Source organism: Salinivibrio sp. ML198 (assembly GCF_001996015.1).
GTDB lineage: Bacteria > Pseudomonadota > Gammaproteobacteria > Enterobacterales > Vibrionaceae > Salinivibrio > Salinivibrio siamensis.
Window position 1 is genome coordinate 13,871 of record NZ_MUEZ01000009.1, and the last position, 17,550, is coordinate 31,420.

Below are 17,550 nucleotides of genomic sequence, written 5' to 3' on the forward strand. Positions count from 1 at the left end.
ATTGTGAGATATCACCCCAATTTTGATATTGAAACGCCATCGGTCGCCCCTTGTCTCGACTCAGTTGACGGGTGCCGCTATAATAGCGCGTCTTAATTTTCAGTCTCGGATGAGATAGCTCGATACGCCATTTGCGTGTATCCGGATTCGCAGGGGCTATGACGGATTCATAGCTCAGATGATGCCACCAGTAAAACTGGTAAACATCACTCAGTACCCCTGAGTAAATTTGAGGTTAAATTTATAATGCAAGTTACCGTTGAAACCACCGAAGGCCTTAAGCGCCAAATGACCATCACAGTGCCTGCTGCCAACATCGATGACGCAGTCACTAAAGAGCTACGCAATATCGCTAAGAATCGTCGTTTTGATGGTTTCCGTAAAGGTAAAGTTCCATTGAAGATGGTGTCACGCATGTACGGTGACACAGTACGCCAAGACGTGCTGGGCGAAGTGATGCAGCGTCACTTCATCGAAGCCATGATTCAAGAAAAAGTGAACCCAGCAGGGGCGCCAAGCTTTACACCCGTTGAAAACGAAGCGGGTAAAGATTTGGTCTTTAAAGCTGACTTTGAAGTGTACCCAGAGGTTGAGCTTCAAGGCCTAGATGCTATCAGCGTTGAGAAGCCAAAAGCAGATGTTCAAGAAAGTGATGTGGACGAGATGCTTGATACCCTGCGCAAGCAACAAGCGAGCTGGGTTGAAGCAGAGGGTGAAGCGAAAGAAAACAGCCGTGTCACCTTGGATTTTGTTGGTACCATCGACGGTGAAGAGTTTGAAGGTGGTAAAGCTGAAGGCTTCCAACTAGAAATGGGCCAAGGTCGTATGATCCCAGGCTTTGAAGACGGCCTAGTGGGTAAAAAAGCGGGTGAAGAATTCACTATCGATGTGAACTTCCCAGACGACTACCACGCTGAGAACCTAAAAGGTAAAGCGGCGCAGTTTGCGATTAAACTGCACAAGGTGGAAGAGCAAGAGCTGCCTGAGCTGACAGAAGAGTTCGTACAGCGCTTTGGTATTGCCGATGGCAGCGTAGAAGGCCTGAAAGCGGAAGTGCGTAAAAACATGGATCGCGAGCTCAAGCAAGCGATCAAGAACAAGGTGAAAGAGCAGGTACTTGACGGCTTAGTTGAGCAAAACCAAATCGACGTACCGTCTGCGCTGATTGAGCAAGAAATTGGCACCTTGCGTCAGCAAGCGGCACAACGCTTTGGCGGCAACATGGATAGCGCTTCTCAGCTACCACGTGAGCTGTTCGAAGAGCAAGCTAAACGCCGTGTAAGCGTCGGTCTTCTGCTTGGGGAAGTGATCAAGTCAGAAGAGCTTGAAGCTGATGATGAGCGTGTTAAAGCACTGATCGAAGAAATGGCATCTGCGTATGAAGATCCATCAGAAGTTGTCGCTTACTACGAGAAAGACGAGAAGCTGATGGAAAACATGCGCAACGTCGCGCTAGAAGAGCAAGCGATTGATGCGCTACTGGCAAAAGCCACTGTCACCGAAGCTGAAGTCGGCTTTAGTGACTTGATGAACGCTTCTCAGCAAGCTTAATCAAGGTTAAAAAACGTTTGTGTCGCATTGACACTGCGTAAATGGATTTGCTTACAATGGCCCTAATGACTTGTCATTTGGGCCATTTTTTCCATCTACTGAGTCGCTATATTGGCCGCTTAACCGTCAAGAGTGCGAGACGTTTTAGCCATAAAAAACCTCGCTGGATCATTAAGCTGCGTGCATCGATTTAAGATTTTAGTGACCTGTTACAGCGTTTTGTGCTAAACCTTGGTTAAGGCAAGAGTTATAACGAATTCGATTAGGGATATTACGCTATGAGCCAACAACACAATAATGCCATGCCGCCAATTATGGACGCCCTTGTTCCTATGGTGGTGGAACAAACCTCGCGCGGCGAGCGCTCTTACGATATATACTCTCGCCTGCTAAAAGAACGCATCATCTTCCTCACTGGGCAAGTGGAAGATCAAATGGCAAATTTAATTGTGGCGCAGATGCTGTTCTTAGAGTCAGAAAACCCAGAAAAAGACATTTATTTGTACATCAACTCGCCAGGTGGCGTGGTCACGGCAGGCATGGCGATCTATGACACCATGCAGTTTATCAAGCCTGATGTCAGCACCCTGTGTACTGGCCAAGCGTGCTCAATGGGATCGTTCCTGTTGGCGGGTGGAGCCAAAGGCAAACGTTATTGCCTACCGAATTCACGGGTCATGATTCACCAGCCGCTGGGGGGCTTCCAAGGCCAAGCGTCTGATATTGAAATTCATGCCCAAGAAATGATCAAAACCAAGCACCGCCTCAACACCCTGTTGGCTGAGCACACAGGCCAGCCGATGGAAGTGATTGAACGTGACACCGACCGTGATAACTTCATGGCGGCACAGGAAGCGGTGGACTATGGCTTGGTTGACGCCGTATTAAGTCAACGAGACTAAACCCAACATGCCTTAGGGCGTTGAAATCAAGCAAGCTGCGTGAACAAGCGCAAAGCTTGTCAGTGGTTGGGTCGGAAAAAGTGGCCGATTTGTTGTAAACTCAACATAAGGCAACGACGGGCAAATGCCCCAAAGAGGTTAGCGAATGACAGACAAGCGAAAAGACGGTGGAAGCGGAAAGCTGCTTTACTGCTCATTCTGTGGTAAGAGCCAACACGAAGTTCGTAAGTTAATTGCCGGGCCATCGGTCTACATTTGTGATGAGTGTGTTGACCTGTGTAATGACATTATCCGTGAAGAAATTAAAGAAGTGATGCCAAAGCGCGAGGGAGATAGCTTACCCGCGCCGAGTGAAATTCGTGCACACCTTGACGATTATGTCATTGGCCAAGAGCAAGCGAAAAAAGTGCTCTCGGTTGCAGTCTACAACCACTACAAACGCTTGCGAAACGGTGACAAAAGCGCAGATGGTGTGGAGCTGGGCAAGAGTAACATCTTGCTGATCGGCCCTACCGGTAGTGGTAAAACATTACTGGCCGAAACGCTTGCGCGCTTTTTGGATGTGCCATTTACCATGGCAGACGCCACCACATTGACCGAGGCCGGTTATGTCGGTGAAGACGTGGAAAACATTATCCAGAAGCTGTTGCAAAAGTGCGATTATGATGTCGCCAAAGCGGAGCGTGGTATCGTCTATATCGATGAGATTGACAAGGTCTCTCGTAAATCCGACAACCCATCTATTACCCGAGACGTTTCTGGGGAAGGGGTGCAACAAGCACTGCTTAAATTGGTAGAAGGGACAGTCGCGTCGATTCCTCCTCAGGGAGGACGTAAGCATCCACAGCAGGAATTTTTGCAAGTGGACACGTCGAAAATCCTGTTTATCTGTGGCGGTGCGTTTGCGGGGCTAGATAAAGTGGTTGAGCAGCGTGTCGATACAGGCTCTGGCATTGGCTTTGGTGCGCAGGTTAAAGGCGCCACGGACCGTTCAGCCGATGAGTTCTTCGGCAAAGTTGAGCCCGAGGACATGGTGAAGTATGGCCTGATCCCTGAATTTATTGGCCGTCTACCCGTCACCGCGGTGTTGAGAGAGCTTGACGAAGATGCCTTGGTGCAAATTCTGCGCGAGCCGAAAAACGCGTTGACCAAGCAGTATGGCGCGTTGCTTGAACTCGACGGGGTGGAGCTGGAGTTTCGAGACGACGCACTGCGTGCTATCGCCAAAAAAGCGATGGAGCGTAAAACGGGTGCACGTGGCCTACGCTCGATTGTCGAAGCTGTCTTGTTGGATACCATGTACGACTTACCGTCAATGAAAGACGTGAGCAAAGTGGTGATTGACGATTCAGTGATCCGAGGCGAATCTGCACCTCTACTGATGTATGAACACACGGATAACCAAGCGGCGGGTGGCGAGTAATATCGTTACACAAGGTTATCAGTGATATAGAAAAAGGGAGTGACAACTCCCTTTTTTATTTTCTGACGGTTGAGCCGTTGAAACCTGTCCAACAGACCCCATATACTCATAATCAGATTGAACGGAAGAGAGAAGCATATGAACTTGGAGCGTTCCGAGCGCATTGACATTCCGGTGCTGCCACTTCGGGATGTGGTGGTTTATCCTCACATGGTGATCCCGCTTTTTGTGGGAAGGGAAAAGTCGATACGCTGCCTTGAAGCGGCGATGGACAACGACAAACAGATTCTACTGGTTGCGCAAAAAGATGCCGCCACTGATGATCCAAGTATCTCAGATTTATACACCGTTGGGACGGTGGCAACCATTCTCCAGCTTCTTAAACTTCCAGATGGCACGGTGAAAGTGCTGGTTGAAGGGATGCAGCGTGCGCGCATCGATCAGTTTAGTGAAGATGATTTCTTCACTGCGCAGGCCGAGTATTTGACCACGCCAAGCTTGGATGAGCGTGAGCAGGAAGTGTTGGTTCGCACGGCGATCAGCCAGTTTGAAGGCTTTATCAAGCTCAACAAAAAGATCCCGCCAGAAGTACTGACATCCTTAAATGGCATTGAAGAGGCGGCGCGTCTTGCTGATACCATTGCTGCCCACATGCCGCTTAAGCTTGAAGACAAGCAAAACGTGTTGGAAATCGTTGATATTTCCGAGCGTCTCGAATACCTGATGACCATGATGGAGTCTGAGATTGACTTGCTTCAGGTTGAGAAGCGCATTCGTGGACGCGTTAAAAAGCAAATGGAAAAGAGCCAGCGCGAGTACTACCTCAATGAGCAAATGAAAGCCATTCAGAAAGAGCTGGGTGAGCTGGATGATGCGCCGGACGAGTTTGAAGCGCTGAAGCAGAAAATCGAAGAATCAAAAATGCCGCAGGAGGCGCGGGAAAAAACCGAGCAAGAACTGCAAAAGCTGAAAATGATGTCTCCGATGTCGGCGGAAGCCACCGTGGTACGCAGCTATATCGATTGGATGATTAGTGTGCCATGGGCAAAACGCTCAAAAGTGAAAAAGAATTTAGCCCGCGCGGAAGAAGTGCTCAATGCCGACCACTATGGCCTTGAGCGCGTCAAAGACCGTATTTTGGAATACCTCGCGGTACAAAATCGGATGAAGAAGCTGAAAGGCCCGATTCTTTGCTTAGTGGGACCGCCAGGGGTGGGGAAAACCTCGCTAGGGCAGTCTATTGCTCGCGCCACTGGGCGTAAATATACCCGTATGGCGTTGGGTGGCGTACGTGATGAAGCGGAAATCCGTGGCCATCGTCGCACCTATATCGGCTCATTGCCCGGCAAGCTTATCCAGAAGATGTCGAAAGTGGGCGTCCGTAACCCGCTGTTCCTGCTCGATGAAATCGATAAGGTGTCGTCTGACATGCGTGGCGATCCCTCATCGGCGCTGCTTGAGGTGCTTGATCCTGAGCAAAACAATGCGTTTAACGATCATTATCTAGAGGTTGACTACGATCTCTCGGATGTGATGTTCGTGGCCACATCTAACTCGATGAATATCCCCGGCCCACTGCTGGATCGGATGGAAGTGATCCGCCTGTCTGGTTACACCGAGGACGAGAAGCTCAACATTGCTAAGCAGCATTTGATTGACAAGCAAGTGGCTCGTAATGGCTTGAAACCGCATGAGATCACGATTGAAGACTCGGCCATTGTCGGCATTATTCGTTACTACACACGCGAAGCGGGCGTGCGTAACCTTGAGCGCGAGATTTCTAAACTTTGTCGCAAGACGGTCAAAGAAATTCTGCTTAATAGCGAGCTCAAGCAAGTGACGGTGACGGATGAGAACTTGCAAGATTACTTAGGCGTCCGCCGCTTTGATTATGGTAAAGCGGATGAGCAAAACCGGGTGGGCCAAGTGACTGGGCTTGCTTGGACCGAAGTGGGTGGTGACTTGCTCACTATCGAGACGGAAGCGATGCCAGGTAAAGGCAAACTGACGCACACAGGCTCGCTGGGCGATGTGATGCAAGAATCAGTGCAGGCTGCTATGACCGTGGTGCGCAGCCGTGCTGAGAAGCTGGGTATCAACAGCGACTTTTACGAGAAGCGTGATATTCATGTCCACGTCCCAGAAGGCGCAACGCCCAAAGATGGCCCAAGTGCGGGCATCGCGATGTGTACTGCCTTGGTTTCAAGCTTAACCGGTAACTCAGTGCGGTCCGATGTCGCGATGACGGGAGAAATCACCTTACGCGGTGAAGTGCTCCCGATTGGTGGCTTGAAAGAAAAGCTACTCGCGGCACGTCGCGGCGGCATAAAAACGGTGGTTATCCCAAAAGAAAACGAGCGTGATTTAGAGGATATTCCTGCCAACGTCAAAGAGGACTTATCTATTCACCCTGTGCGTTGGATTGATGATGTTTTGACCATTGCGCTAGAGAATAATCCGCTCGGAATTGAGCTGGTTAACGCCGAAAAGAGTGACATGCAGCAAAATTAAGCAACGTAAAACGCTGACAGGCAGTAAAAGGCTTGTCAGCGTTTTTTTTGCTCGCTAACGTTGCTTTGACGCATTGCCTGCATGGGGCGGGCAAGCGCGCTTTCAACGTCTTTCGTCGACAAAGCGTCTGTTATTGAATACCGCAACATTGATAGGTTTGCGGAGATGTAATCTAAGGGGATGAAAAAGTGAATAAGTCGGAACTGATTGATCATATTGCAGAAGGTGCGGATATTTCTAAGGCCTCAGCAAACCGTGCATTGGATGCCTTCGTAGAGGCGGTGTCTGACACATTGAAGTCAGGCGACCAGGTCGCGTTAGTGGGCTTTGGCACCTTCTCTGTACGCGAACGCGCTGCACGCAAGGGCCGTAACCCACAAACGGGCGCTGAAATTGATATCGCGGCGGCCAAAGTACCAGGCTTTAAAGCGGGTAAAGCGTTAAAAGACGCCGTTAACGAGTAATCCTCGTGACTCGCTGCCGAATTATTCGCGTTTGACGGGGCGCTAGAGCTGCAAAGCCACTAACAACCGCGTATAATTCGGCGCACAAGAGCGTAAAGGCGCATCACATGATGCGCCTTTTTAGTTGAAAGACAACCAGCCCAAACCAGTTGGAGTACCGGCCAGTTATGATGGAACGTATACGCGAAGGCACCAATAGTCTTGCGGTGAAGATCATTTTAAGCCTTATCATCTTTTCCTTTGCTTTTGCCGGTGTCGGCAGCTATCTGGCAGGCGGTTCCAACCCGCCCGCTGCAACCGTCGGTGATAAAGAAATCAGCCGTGCAGAGCTCGATCGAGCTTATCAAAACGAACGTGCTCGTATGCAGCAACAAGCCGGAGAGCAGTTTAACCAACTGCTGGGCAACCCAGAGTATGTGAAGCGTTTTCGTCAAAACATCTTAGATCGAATGATCAATGACTTGCTGTTAGAGCAGGCGGCTAGCGAACTCGGTTTGCGTGTGAGTGATGCGCAGGTCAAAGCAGCGATTAGAGCGATGCCACAGTTCCGTCAAGGCGGGCAGTTTAATAACGATCGTTATCAGGCCGCTCTGCGCCAAACGGGCATGAGTGCCGATGAATTTGCCAACTATATGCGCACAGACTTAATGCGTCAGCAGCTGGTTAATGGCCTACAAGGCTCAGGCTTTGTCTTGCCCAGTGAGTTAGAGAATCTGTATCGCTTAGAGGCGCAAAGCCGCCAAGTGCGCACCATCACGCTCCCAGTGGCTGATTTTGCAGAGCAGGTATCGCTAACGGACGACGAGCTGGAAGCATACTATCAAGCTAACCGAGACGATTATATCCAGCCTCGCATGGTCAAAGTCGCTTATGTAGAGCTCACGGGAGAGGGACTGGCTAATGAGGTTCAGATCTCGGATGAAGCCATCGCGACTTATTACCAAGAGAATCAGTCTCAGTATGGCTCACAAGAACGTCGTAAAGTGAGCCACATCCTGATTGAAGGGACAGGTGATGAGGCTAAAGCCAAAGCCCAGCAAGCGCTAGAGCGCCTGAATCAAGGCGCCGCATTTGCTGCTTTAGCGAAGGAAATGTCTGATGACACCTTCAGTGCTGAGCAGGGTGGGTCGCTGGACTGGATTGAACCTGATGTGATGGATCCGGCGTTCGAGAAAGCGGCGTATGCGCTGTCAGAGAAAGGCGATGTCTCTGGGCTCGTTCAATCTGACTTTGGCTATCATATTATCCGTTTAGACGATATTGATCCGGCGGATGTGACACCGCTTGCAGAGGTAAAAGACGATATCCGTACCGAATTGCAACAAGCGCGCGCGGCGGATCGTTTCTACGCGCAGTCTACCACACTGGCTGAAGTCGCTTTTGAAGAGGCGAATGGTTTGGAGCCTGCGGCTGATGCGGTGAACAGCAAGGTGCAGTATACCGATTATTTTGCGTTAGACGCGGCGACTGGCTTGATGGCTCGTCCTCAGATCCAGCAAGCACTTGACAGCTATGACGTACGTGAAAACGGGCTTAACTCAGAGTTGATTGAGTTGTCGGGTGAGCATGCGATTGTTGTGCGCCTTGATGATGTGAAGCCGGAAAAACAGCTTAGTTTTGCGGAAGTGAAAGACCAAGTTCGCGAAACGCTCGCCGCCGAGAAAGGCCAAGAGCAAGCAAAAGAAACCGCCGGTGACTTGATTGCCCAACTCGAAGAAAGCGGTGAGATAACGGGGAGCGATTACACCTTCAGTGCCCCCATCACACTCAACCGTGTTTCTCAGCAACAAGCCGTCGCTGAGCTGGCGTTTTCTCTGCCACAGCCAGCATCTGACAACGCCAGCTATGGCGTGACGCAAAACCGTCAAGGTGATGTGGTGGTTGTCGCACTGGATAAGGTGATGGTGCCTGAGGTGCCAGATATCAGCCCGCAAAGCCAAATGGCGGCGCGTGTTCAACGCGCGATGAGTAACATGTCACTGTCTGCGACCTTACAAGCGTTGCGCGAAGAGGTGGATGTGACTTACGCGGAGTCAGATACCCAGTAAGCGAGTGGGCAGCAGGAGTTCGATCTCTCTCGCACCCTCTTTGCTTGAGTAAGAAAAACGGCGCTAGGACTTTGTCCTGCGTCGTTTTTCTTTTATCGTTCACATGCAAATAGGCGAGCGCGGACTTAGGGTAAGGCTGACATTTCTACAAGGAGTGAAATCATGAAACACCTTTTATCCTGTCTGTTCTTTGCCCTTGCGTTGGTGACGGCGCCGGTGAGTTGGAGTGCTGATGAAAACGCCGCTCAAGCGACTGAGCAAGTTGAACGTCTTTCCGTTAACATCAATACCGCGAGTGAGCAGCAATTATCAGAGCAACTCAAGGGGATTGGCCCGGCGAAGGCCAAGGCCATTATTGAGTATCGCCAAGCCCACGGTGAATTTAGCTCGCCAGACGCACTGATGGAGGTCAAAGGCATTGGTCCCTCAACATTGGATAAAAACCGAGACCTCATAAAGGTGTAACCACGCTCGCGCAAAGTGGTGTTTGGCGCTTTGCGCGAATAATACTTGTGTCTGCTGGCTTGAATGCACACAATGACAGCGATGTGTAGCATGGTAGCAGGATGCGATGACTCAAAAACAAAGCCACTTTTTTGCCCACCTTGCGCGAATGAAGCTGATTTATCGTTGGCCACTGATGCGCAATGTTTCCGCCGAAAATATCTCTGAACATAGTTTACAGGTTGCCTTTGTGGCGCATGCGTTAGCGTTAATCAATAACAAACGCTTCAATGGTCACTATCAACCCGAGCGTATCGCAGTATTAGCGATGTTCCATGACTGCAGCGAAGTGATCACGGGTGACTTGCCTACCCCAGTAAAGTACTTCAATCCATCCATTGCGGGGGAGTATAAAAAAATAGAGAAAATGGCTGAGAAAAAGCTTATCGCGATGCTGCCGCCTGAGTTACAAGAGGAATATAGCGGGCTAATAGACTCAGACCACATCGCGCCGGATGATTACCAACTGGTGAAACAGGCCGACACCTTATGTGCTTATTTAAAATGCCTGGAAGAGATTGCTGCAGGGAACCATGAGTTTGAGCAAGCGAAGAAGCGGCTGGAAGCCTCGTTAGAGAAAAGGCGCTCTCCGGCGAGCGATTACTTTATGGCCACTTTTGTGGATAGTTTTACACTGTCGTTGGATGAGATCAGTGATGATGGATTTTGACCTATCTGACGCCTGGCAAATTCGCCAGATGACAAATGAGCAGAAAAAGCGTCGTCATGATAAACGCACGGCGTACCAACGCGATCGTGCGCGGATTCTGCACTCAGCTGCCTTTCGACGCTTGCAAGCAAAAACCCAGGTGCTCGGTGCCGAGCACAGCGACTTTTATCGGACTCGGTTAACCCATTCACTTGAGGTCTCGCAAATTGGTACCGGCATCGTCGCGCAGCTCAAAGAGAAACAACCAGCATTTCGCCCACTACTTCCGTCGACCGGTTTGATGGAAAGCCTCTGTTTGGCTCACGATATCGGTCATCCTCCTTACGGTCATGGCGGCGAAATCGCACTGAATTACATGATGCGCAATGGCGGAGGGTTTGAGGGCAATGCGCAAACCTTTCGCATTGTCACGCTGCTTGAGCCCTATACACAAGAGCATGGGATGAACTTGGCACGTCGCACCTTGCTTGGTGTGATGAAGTACCCCGCATTGATCAGTGCCGCTCACAATGGCAATCAGCCTGCCTCCGTTAACGACTTTCGCCATCTCAAAGCGCGGGAGTGGCAACCCGCCAAGGGCATTTATGATGATGATAAAGCGCGGCGAGATTGGGTGCTCGCGCCATTAAATGAGGCGGATCGCGCGTTATTTTTAGCGTTTCGCGATCACACGGCCACGGATCAACACCGCAAAACACGTTATAAATCACTCGATTGCTCCATCATGGAGCTGGCCGATGATATCGCTTATGGCGTCCATGACTTGGAAGATGCCATCGTGATGGGCCTAGTGACGAGGGAGCAATGGCAAGAGTCAGTAGCAAGCTATTTGGCAGAGTGTGGTGACCCATGGCTCGAGGCCAACATTGGTGAGCTAAGTGAGCAAATGTTTGGCCCTCCGTACGAGCGTAAGGACGCGATTGGCGCTCTGGTCAATACGTTATTGACCTCAGTGGAGATCGCGCCGACCAATCAAGATGGCACCCACAGTTTTACCTCTCCGCTATTGGCGTGGAATGCCTATTTGACTGAGGTCATGGCCGGTGTTTTGGAGGTGCTAAAGCGCTTTGTCAGTGAATTTGTGGTTAAACAGCCAGAGCTTCAGGTGGTGGAGTACAAGGGCCAACAGTTGGTCATGGAGTTGTTTGATGCCTTTGCCTCTGATCCCGAGCGTTTGTTGCCGACGGATTATCGACGCGATTGGCTGGCCGCCCGAGCGAGCGGCCAATCAGGAATGCGAGTGATTGCCGATTACCTGTCGTCGATGACTGACAGCTTTGCGCAAAAGCTCCACAGCACCATGTTTACCGCCGCCAGTAATGGTCCGTTGTACGCGATTCGCTAGCGATCGGGGACGAGCGTGGGTGATGACGCCCTCAGTGTGCGGGACAATAAGCCAGTCGCTCGTTCAGTCGTGGCGCTTGCTCGCATTGGGTATAAAGGCGAGCTGGCGCTGAACGAGAAGGTCAAAACTGTCTAGCAACGGCTGATAGGGTGTGGGGTCTCCACTGAGTTGACTCAGTGCCATATAGCCGGCCTCGAGGGTGGACAGGGCACCCGGCTTCCGACTTTTACGAATCTGATACTGGCTTGGCGCACAGGCGTCAATACGGATACTCGGAAGTGCCTGTAAATTGGTCGACAACTGATACATTTTGTAGGCTTTTTTCCAGGTCCCATCCAGCAAAATAACCCCTTGTTTGGCACTCGCACCTTGGGCCGTCATCTCACTGAGTACCATCGCGTTTTCACCGGGGTAGAGCACGGCATAAGTAATGTCCGGGTCCGCCAATAACGCATTCAGCGGGGAATGCTGGCTAAAATCTTCTCCGACGAAGGTCACGCTATGTTGTAGCGAAAGGCTCAGCAGGCAGGCACTGTTCTTTGGGTGCGAGACTTCATCAGGGTGCTGAAGCAGGATCACGGGATTGGGATTATCAATCTTGGTGATGGCATCGCAAATGCAAATGGCGTGGGCTTTATAGCAGCGAGAGCAGTATCGAGACATACAAATAAGGGCGTTATAAACGGAATACGGTGATCAATAACATAACGCAAGCCGTGTCGCACGTGCTTGCGTTATCGACAGGTAACACCCACTAGCTCTTTTGGCTGTACCCGCTGAGAAAGCGTTCAAAGCGACTGATAGCCATCTCCAAGTCATCGACGCGCGGCAAGGTGACAAGCCGGAAATGGTCGGGTTGGTGCCAATTAAAGCCCGTTCCATGCACCATGAGCACTTTCTCTTGCAATAAAAAGTCGAGCATTAACTTTTCATCGTTATGAATGTTATACCGTTTGGTGTCGATTTTCGGGAAGAGATAGAGCGCGCCTTTCGGCTTTTTACAGCTCACCCCTGGAATTTGGTTGATAAGCTCATAGGCTTTGTCGCGCTGCTCCAGCAACCGACCGCCGGGTAAGATAAGCTCGTTGATGCTCTGGTATCCCCCCAACGCCGTTTGAATCGCATGCTGCATCGGGACATTGGCACAAAGCCGCATCGATGCCAGCATCTCAAGGCCTTCTATGTAACCGCGTGCATGTTGTTTCGGCCCTGTGACCAGCATCCAGCCGGCGCGAAAGCCACAGACTCGGTAGGCCTTGGATAAGCCATTAAAGGTCAAGCACAGTACATCCGGTGCTAAGGTGGCGATAGAGTAGTGCTGCGCCCCGTCGTAGAGAATTTTATCATAGATCTCGTCCGCAAAAATGATCAGATTATGCTGGCGCGCGATCTCCACCACTTGCAACAAAAAGTCGCGGCTATAGACAGCCCCTGTCGGGTTATTGGGATTAATCAGGACAATCCCCCGGGTGCTGGGCGTGATTTTACGTTTGATATCGTCTAAGTCTGGATACCAGTCCGACTCTTCATCGCAAAGGTAATGGACAGGCTTGCCCCCTGATAAAGATGCCGCCGCCGTCCAAAGTGGATAGTCAGGTGAGGGCACCAGTAACTCGTCACCATTATTAAGCAGGGCTTGCATGGCCATCACGATAAGCTCGGAGGCACCGTTGCCCAAATAGACGTCTTCAACGTCTAAGTCCATCAAGCCGCGCTTTTGGTAGTGTTGCACCACGGCTTTACGGGCGGAGTAGAGCCCTTTTGAATCGCAATATCCTTGCGAGGTGGGGAGGTTGCGGATCACATCCACCAAGATTTCATCGGGGGCATCAAAACCGAACGGGGCGGGATTACCGATATTCAGCTTAAGAATGCGGTGGCCCTCTTCTTCGAGGCGTTTCGCTTCTTTCATCACTGGACCGCGAATGTCGTAGCAGACATCATCCAGCTTGGCGGACATTCCAATAGGTTGCATTAACGTTCCTGTAAATAAAAAGGTGAAAATTGTTATTAGGCTTTTTTGGTAACTTACACTATTTGTTTGCCAATTCGAAAGACTTGGGCAGATAAAGTTTCACTGCCAGGAATGGCGCAAAAAAATCGACCAAGTTTGACAGATAACTGATCTAGCGCATATTTGTAAAAGACGCTCACAGGTAGACTGATAAGCAAGAATAACGTGCTACATAAAAGAGTACGGATTGACTTGCAAAGAGCACTGCCGCCTAGGCGGTTGGAGGATGTCGTGACTACCTTGATTCAAGCGGCTAATCATTTACAAAGCCAAGTAGCGATCAGTCAAGCGCCTGCACAATTGACCATGGCGTTTACTTGGCCAGGTGATTTGTCGCCCGTTGCTTGGTTGGATGCACAGCCTATTTACCCGAAAACCTACTGGCAATCACGCGATGGTCGTGAAGAGGTATTGGCACTGGGCGCTAGCCATCAGTTTTCTCAGCTACAAGCGGCCCAAGCCAGTCTGTTGCCTGACCAGCGCATTTGGGGCTGTGTGGCCTTTGATGATGCACCCGGCTGTGGTGATTTTTTCTTGCCAGTGGTTGAGCTCGTCAGGCGTGACCAGCAATGGCAGCTGAGTATTAATCTCACCACGGCGTGTGACAGCCAAGCGGTACTTAATCAGGTGATTTGGCAAGGCTGTCCTTTGGCAGCAGGGCAAGCGGTTGTCCGTGAAGAGACACATACCCCCAACCACGCTCAGTGGTGTCAATCTGTCCGTTGTGCGTTGACACACATGGAGCAGACCGCACTACAAAAAGTGGTGCTGGCACGTCAAACGCGTCTGTCGCTCAATGCGCCGATCAGTGCCGGCCAGCTGTTACAGCATAGCCAACAGCACAATGTCGAGAGTTTTCACTTCCTTTTTGCAACCGGCCCTGATGACGCTTTTGTTGGCTCAACCCCAGAGCGGCTATACCGCCGTCGCGATTGTCGTGTGACCACAGAAGCGGTGGCAGGGACAGTTCGTCGTGGCGCAAGCTTTAGTGAAGATCACCATCTTGGCGAGTGGCTATTAAGTGACACGAAAAACGTGCACGAGAATCAGCTGGTGGTGGACGATATTTTCGCCGGACTTCGCCGTCATGCGTTAACCATGACGGTTGACCCTGAACCGCATCTGATTGTGCTTCGCCATCTTCAGCATTTACGTCGTCGAATCAGCGCCATCATCGGGCCTGGTGTTGATGATACTGTGCTGCTCAGTGCCTTACAGCCCACCGCCGCGGTGGCCGGGTTGCCCCGTGAAAATGCGCGTACCTTTTTAGCCGAGCAAGGCATTGCACGTGGCCGTTATAGCGGTGCGGTCGGTTATCTTTCTCAGCGTGAAAGCCAGTTTTGTGTGGCAATACGCAGTGCACAAGTGACAGAGAATACCGTGGACTTATATGCCGGCGCCGGTATTGTCCCTGGCTCGGATCCGGATGCTGAGTGGCAAGAGCTGAACAATAAGCTCACGACTCTCCGTCAGTGTTTGCCTGCTTGCACGGTGCCTGAAAAAGACGCCATCAGACTCGGAGCCTGCTAATGTCGCTTTCTCTCACACACACCTGGGCAGAGGTTGTGATAGAAGAGCTATCGCGCCTAGGCATCAGGCATATTTGTGTCGCGCCCGGTTCACGCTCCACACCCTTGACGCTGGCCGCGGTGAAACAAAGTCAGCATCCCCAGCGTCCGGTGACAATCCACCGTCACTTTGATGAGCGCGGGCTGGGTTACCTTGCCCTTGGTTTGGCCAAGAGTATCTGTGAGCCTGTCGCGGTGATTGTGACCTCAGGCACTGCGGTGGCAAATTTGCTGCCTGCCGTGGTAGAGAGTGGCTTAACCGGTGAACCGTTAGTGATTCTTTCTGCTGACCGCCCGTTTGAATTAATGGATTGTGGCGCGAACCAAGCGATTACCCAATCAGGCCTGTTTTCTTCTCATGTGACCGCTGAATTGGCGCTTCCGGCGCCGACCGCTGAGATCCCTTTGCCGGCGTTACTCACCAAAGTGGATCAGCTACTTGCACGTCAGGCTGAGCAAGGGGGGAGCGTCCACATTAACTGTCCGTTTCGTGAGCCTTTTTATGGCAATCGCGATGAGACAGAGGAGGAAAAGCTTCGCGAGTCTGTTGCCCACTGGTGGCAAAGCGGCCAGCGTTATACCCGCCACCATCAAGCTCGCTGTTCTGCGATGCCTGAATGGCCGCCTTGGTGGACGCCGACTGATGGAGGACCACGAACGGTAATTGTACTTGGTGCCGTGCCAGAGGGGCTGTCCGAGGCCGTGGAGCGGTTAGCGAGTGCGCTTCATGCCATTATCTTGGCCGATCCGCAGGCAGGGGTGGCGAGCAGTGCACCTGGCTACGATCTGTGGCTTAACCATCCCGATCTTTTCCAGCAATTGAATCAAGCCCAATGGGTAATTCAGCTCGGTGGGCGGTTGGTGTCTAAACGCCTTGGCCAATGGCTGGCGCAAACGCAAGCTCACTACTGGCTGATCAGCGAACACACACAGTCACTTGCCCCTCATCATTTGTCTGTCGAACAGTTTGTCGTGCCGCCGTCCCAGTGGCGGTTATGGTTAAACGCATTGACTGATGCTGTCGACAGTGCACATTCTGACGCGATAGCTGATTCGACGCATGTGAGCGCGTGGCAATGCGCCCTGGTCAACGGTGCCAAGTATCAAATGCAACTGGCGGCCGCCGCCATACCGACTTCCCCTTTGTCGGAACACAATGTCTTTCAAACTCTGCCGGCGATGTTGCCTCACCACGCGGATGTTTTTATCGGTAATAGCTTGGCGATCCGCTTAGCGGATATTTGGTCTCACCTTGCTCACCATCGGGTATTTGCCAACCGTGGCGCCTCGGGCATTGATGGTTTACTCGCCTGTGCCGCTGGGGTGCAGCGATACCGCGCTCAGCCTATGTTAGTGGTGTTGGGTGATACCAGTGCACTTTACGATCTTAATAGCCTTGCATTATGGCGGGAGACGTGTGCGCCGGCCGCCATCCTTATCTTGAATAACAATGGCGGTGGCATTTTTGATGCGCTGCCGGTTGATCAAACCCTTTGTGATACCTACTACCGAATGCCGCATAATCTTGGTTTTGAACACATCGCGGCGCAATTCTCTTTGGGTTTCCATCAACCCGCGACCCCAGATGATCTCGTGCGAAGCGTGAATCAGGCACTCACCACCCCTGGGGCTGATGTGATTGAAGTGGTGACACCGGCCGGAGAAGCGGGACAGGTACTCAGCGAGTGCTTAGCTGCCATGGCAGCCAGGGGGACACATGCTTAGTTACCAACAAGGCGGCGATCGGCATGGAAAGAAAGTGGTGTTTCTCCATGGTTTTTTAGGTAGCGGAGAAGATTGGCGTACGGTGACCGATAAAATGCACCATTGTCATTGGCTGTGCATTGATTTGCCTGGTCATGGTAGCAGTGTGAGCTATCAAGCCGTTGACTTTGCCACGACAGTCGCAGCAATACGACAAACGTGTTACCAGGTGTGGGGGCATCAAAAGGCATGTTTAGTCGGATACTCGCTCGGCGCGCGCCTTGCCATGCATCTTGTCTGCACTCACCCCAGTCTTTGGCGCGCGGTCTTCTTGGAAGCGGGTCACCCAGGTTTGGCGGATAGCCATCAACGACGCAAGCGGCTGGCACAAGATAGCCAGTGGGCGGCGCGCTTTGCGCATCAAACCCTGTCAGAGGTGTTAAACGATTGGTACCAGCAAACCGTCTTCCAGTCACTCACGTCTGACCAGCGTACCGCTTTAGTGCTTGAGCGGGGAAATAATCACGGCCCCGCCGTGGCGAAAATGCTGTTGGCGACCTCTTTGGGCCGACAGGCGAATTTACGCGCGGGGCTGGGTGAAGCCTTTCGACAAGGCGTCACGATTGACTACCTTTGTGGAGAGCACGACAACAAATTTACCTCACTTGCACATTCACTATGGCAACACACCGGGATCCCCGCCACGCCGATAGAAGGGGCAGGGCACAACAGCCATGTTGAAAATCCAGATAGGTTTGTGCAGGTACTCACGCAAAGTCACGCACTCGCTTGACTTTTGATCTTTATGACGGGCTTTGTCCCAAGCAACCGAGGAAGGGGAGACAC

The 17,550-nt window shown here is 51.5% G+C and carries 14 protein-coding genes; 12 read left to right on the forward strand and 2 right to left on the reverse strand.

The features are described from left to right. Window positions 1–246 precede the first annotated feature (246 nt). From tig to BZG25_RS07840, 9 genes are all read left to right on the forward strand, one after another. Window positions 247–1,551, forward strand: a complete 1,305-nt coding sequence (gene tig, locus BZG25_RS07800) for a trigger factor (protein ID WP_046075253.1) — start codon at window positions 247–249, stop codon at window positions 1,549–1,551. A gap of 278 nt (window positions 1,552–1,829) precedes the next feature. Beyond that, window positions 1,830–2,453: an ATP-dependent Clp endopeptidase proteolytic subunit ClpP gene (clpP, locus tag BZG25_RS07805; protein ID WP_046075254.1), complete on the forward strand. Its 624-nt coding sequence runs from the start codon at window positions 1,830–1,832 to the stop codon at window positions 2,451–2,453. Between the two features lie 145 nt (window positions 2,454–2,598). Then, window positions 2,599–3,876 carry an ATP-dependent protease ATP-binding subunit ClpX gene (gene clpX, locus BZG25_RS07810; protein WP_046075255.1) on the forward strand — a complete coding sequence of 426 codons (1,278 nt, stop codon included), beginning with the start codon at window positions 2,599–2,601 and terminating at the stop codon, window positions 3,874–3,876. A gap of 138 nt (window positions 3,877–4,014) precedes the next feature. After that, window positions 4,015–6,387 carry an endopeptidase La gene (lon, locus tag BZG25_RS07815; protein WP_046075256.1) on the forward strand — a complete coding sequence of 791 codons (2,373 nt, stop codon included), beginning with the start codon at window positions 4,015–4,017 and terminating at the stop codon, window positions 6,385–6,387. 188 nt (window positions 6,388–6,575) lie between these two features. Further along, window positions 6,576–6,851 carry an HU family DNA-binding protein gene (locus tag BZG25_RS07820; protein ID WP_046075257.1) on the forward strand — a complete coding sequence of 92 codons (276 nt, stop codon included), beginning with the start codon at window positions 6,576–6,578 and terminating at the stop codon, window positions 6,849–6,851. A gap of 167 nt (window positions 6,852–7,018) precedes the next feature. Next, window positions 7,019–8,899: a peptidylprolyl isomerase gene (gene ppiD / locus BZG25_RS07825; protein ID WP_077638781.1), complete on the forward strand. Its 1,881-nt coding sequence runs from the start codon at window positions 7,019–7,021 to the stop codon at window positions 8,897–8,899. Between the two features lie 162 nt (window positions 8,900–9,061). Next, window positions 9,062–9,364, forward strand: a complete 303-nt coding sequence (locus tag BZG25_RS07830; protein WP_108744016.1) for a helix-hairpin-helix domain-containing protein — start codon at window positions 9,062–9,064, stop codon at window positions 9,362–9,364. Between the two features lie 106 nt (window positions 9,365–9,470). After that, window positions 9,471–10,073 carry a 5'-deoxynucleotidase gene (gene yfbR, locus BZG25_RS07835; RefSeq protein WP_046075260.1) on the forward strand — a complete coding sequence of 201 codons (603 nt, stop codon included), beginning with the start codon at window positions 9,471–9,473 and terminating at the stop codon, window positions 10,071–10,073. Continuing rightward, a complete protein-coding gene (locus tag BZG25_RS07840; RefSeq protein WP_077638783.1) occupies window positions 10,060–11,418 on the forward strand; it encodes an anti-phage deoxyguanosine triphosphatase in 1,359 nt (452 codons plus the stop codon). Before yfbR ends, BZG25_RS07840 begins: the two co-directional genes overlap by 14 nt. A gap of 63 nt (window positions 11,419–11,481) precedes the next feature. Here BZG25_RS07840 and BZG25_RS07845 read toward each other — a convergent pair whose 3' ends face one another. Further along, window positions 11,482–12,081, reverse strand: a complete 600-nt coding sequence (locus BZG25_RS07845; protein ID WP_077638784.1) for a tRNA-uridine aminocarboxypropyltransferase — start codon at window positions 12,079–12,081, stop codon at window positions 11,482–11,484. 91 nt (window positions 12,082–12,172) lie between these two features. After that, window positions 12,173–13,393 carry a pyridoxal phosphate-dependent aminotransferase gene (locus BZG25_RS07850; RefSeq protein ID WP_077638785.1) on the reverse strand — a complete coding sequence of 407 codons (1,221 nt, stop codon included), beginning with the start codon at window positions 13,391–13,393 and terminating at the stop codon, window positions 12,173–12,175. Between the two features lie 270 nt (window positions 13,394–13,663). Here BZG25_RS07850 and BZG25_RS07855 point away from each other — a divergent pair, with 270 nt between their 5' ends. From BZG25_RS07855 to menH, 3 genes are read left to right on the forward strand one after another with little or no spacing between them, the layout of a single operon-like run. Further along, the gene (locus tag BZG25_RS07855) at window positions 13,664–14,962 is read left to right on the forward strand and encodes an isochorismate synthase MenF (protein WP_077638786.1); all 1,299 of its coding nucleotides are present in this window, start codon (window positions 13,664–13,666) and stop codon (window positions 14,960–14,962) included. Continuing rightward, the gene (gene menD / locus BZG25_RS07860) at window positions 14,962–16,725 is read left to right on the forward strand and encodes a 2-succinyl-5-enolpyruvyl-6-hydroxy-3-cyclohexene-1-carboxylic-acid synthase (RefSeq protein ID WP_077638787.1); all 1,764 of its coding nucleotides are present in this window, start codon (window positions 14,962–14,964) and stop codon (window positions 16,723–16,725) included. Before BZG25_RS07855 ends, menD begins: the two co-directional genes overlap by 1 nt. Continuing rightward, on the forward strand, window positions 16,718–17,497 hold the full coding sequence (menH, locus tag BZG25_RS07865; RefSeq protein WP_077638788.1) for a 2-succinyl-6-hydroxy-2,4-cyclohexadiene-1-carboxylate synthase: 780 nt from the start codon (window positions 16,718–16,720) through the stop codon (window positions 17,495–17,497). Before menD ends, menH begins: the two co-directional genes overlap by 8 nt. Window positions 17,498–17,550 lie beyond the last annotated feature (53 nt).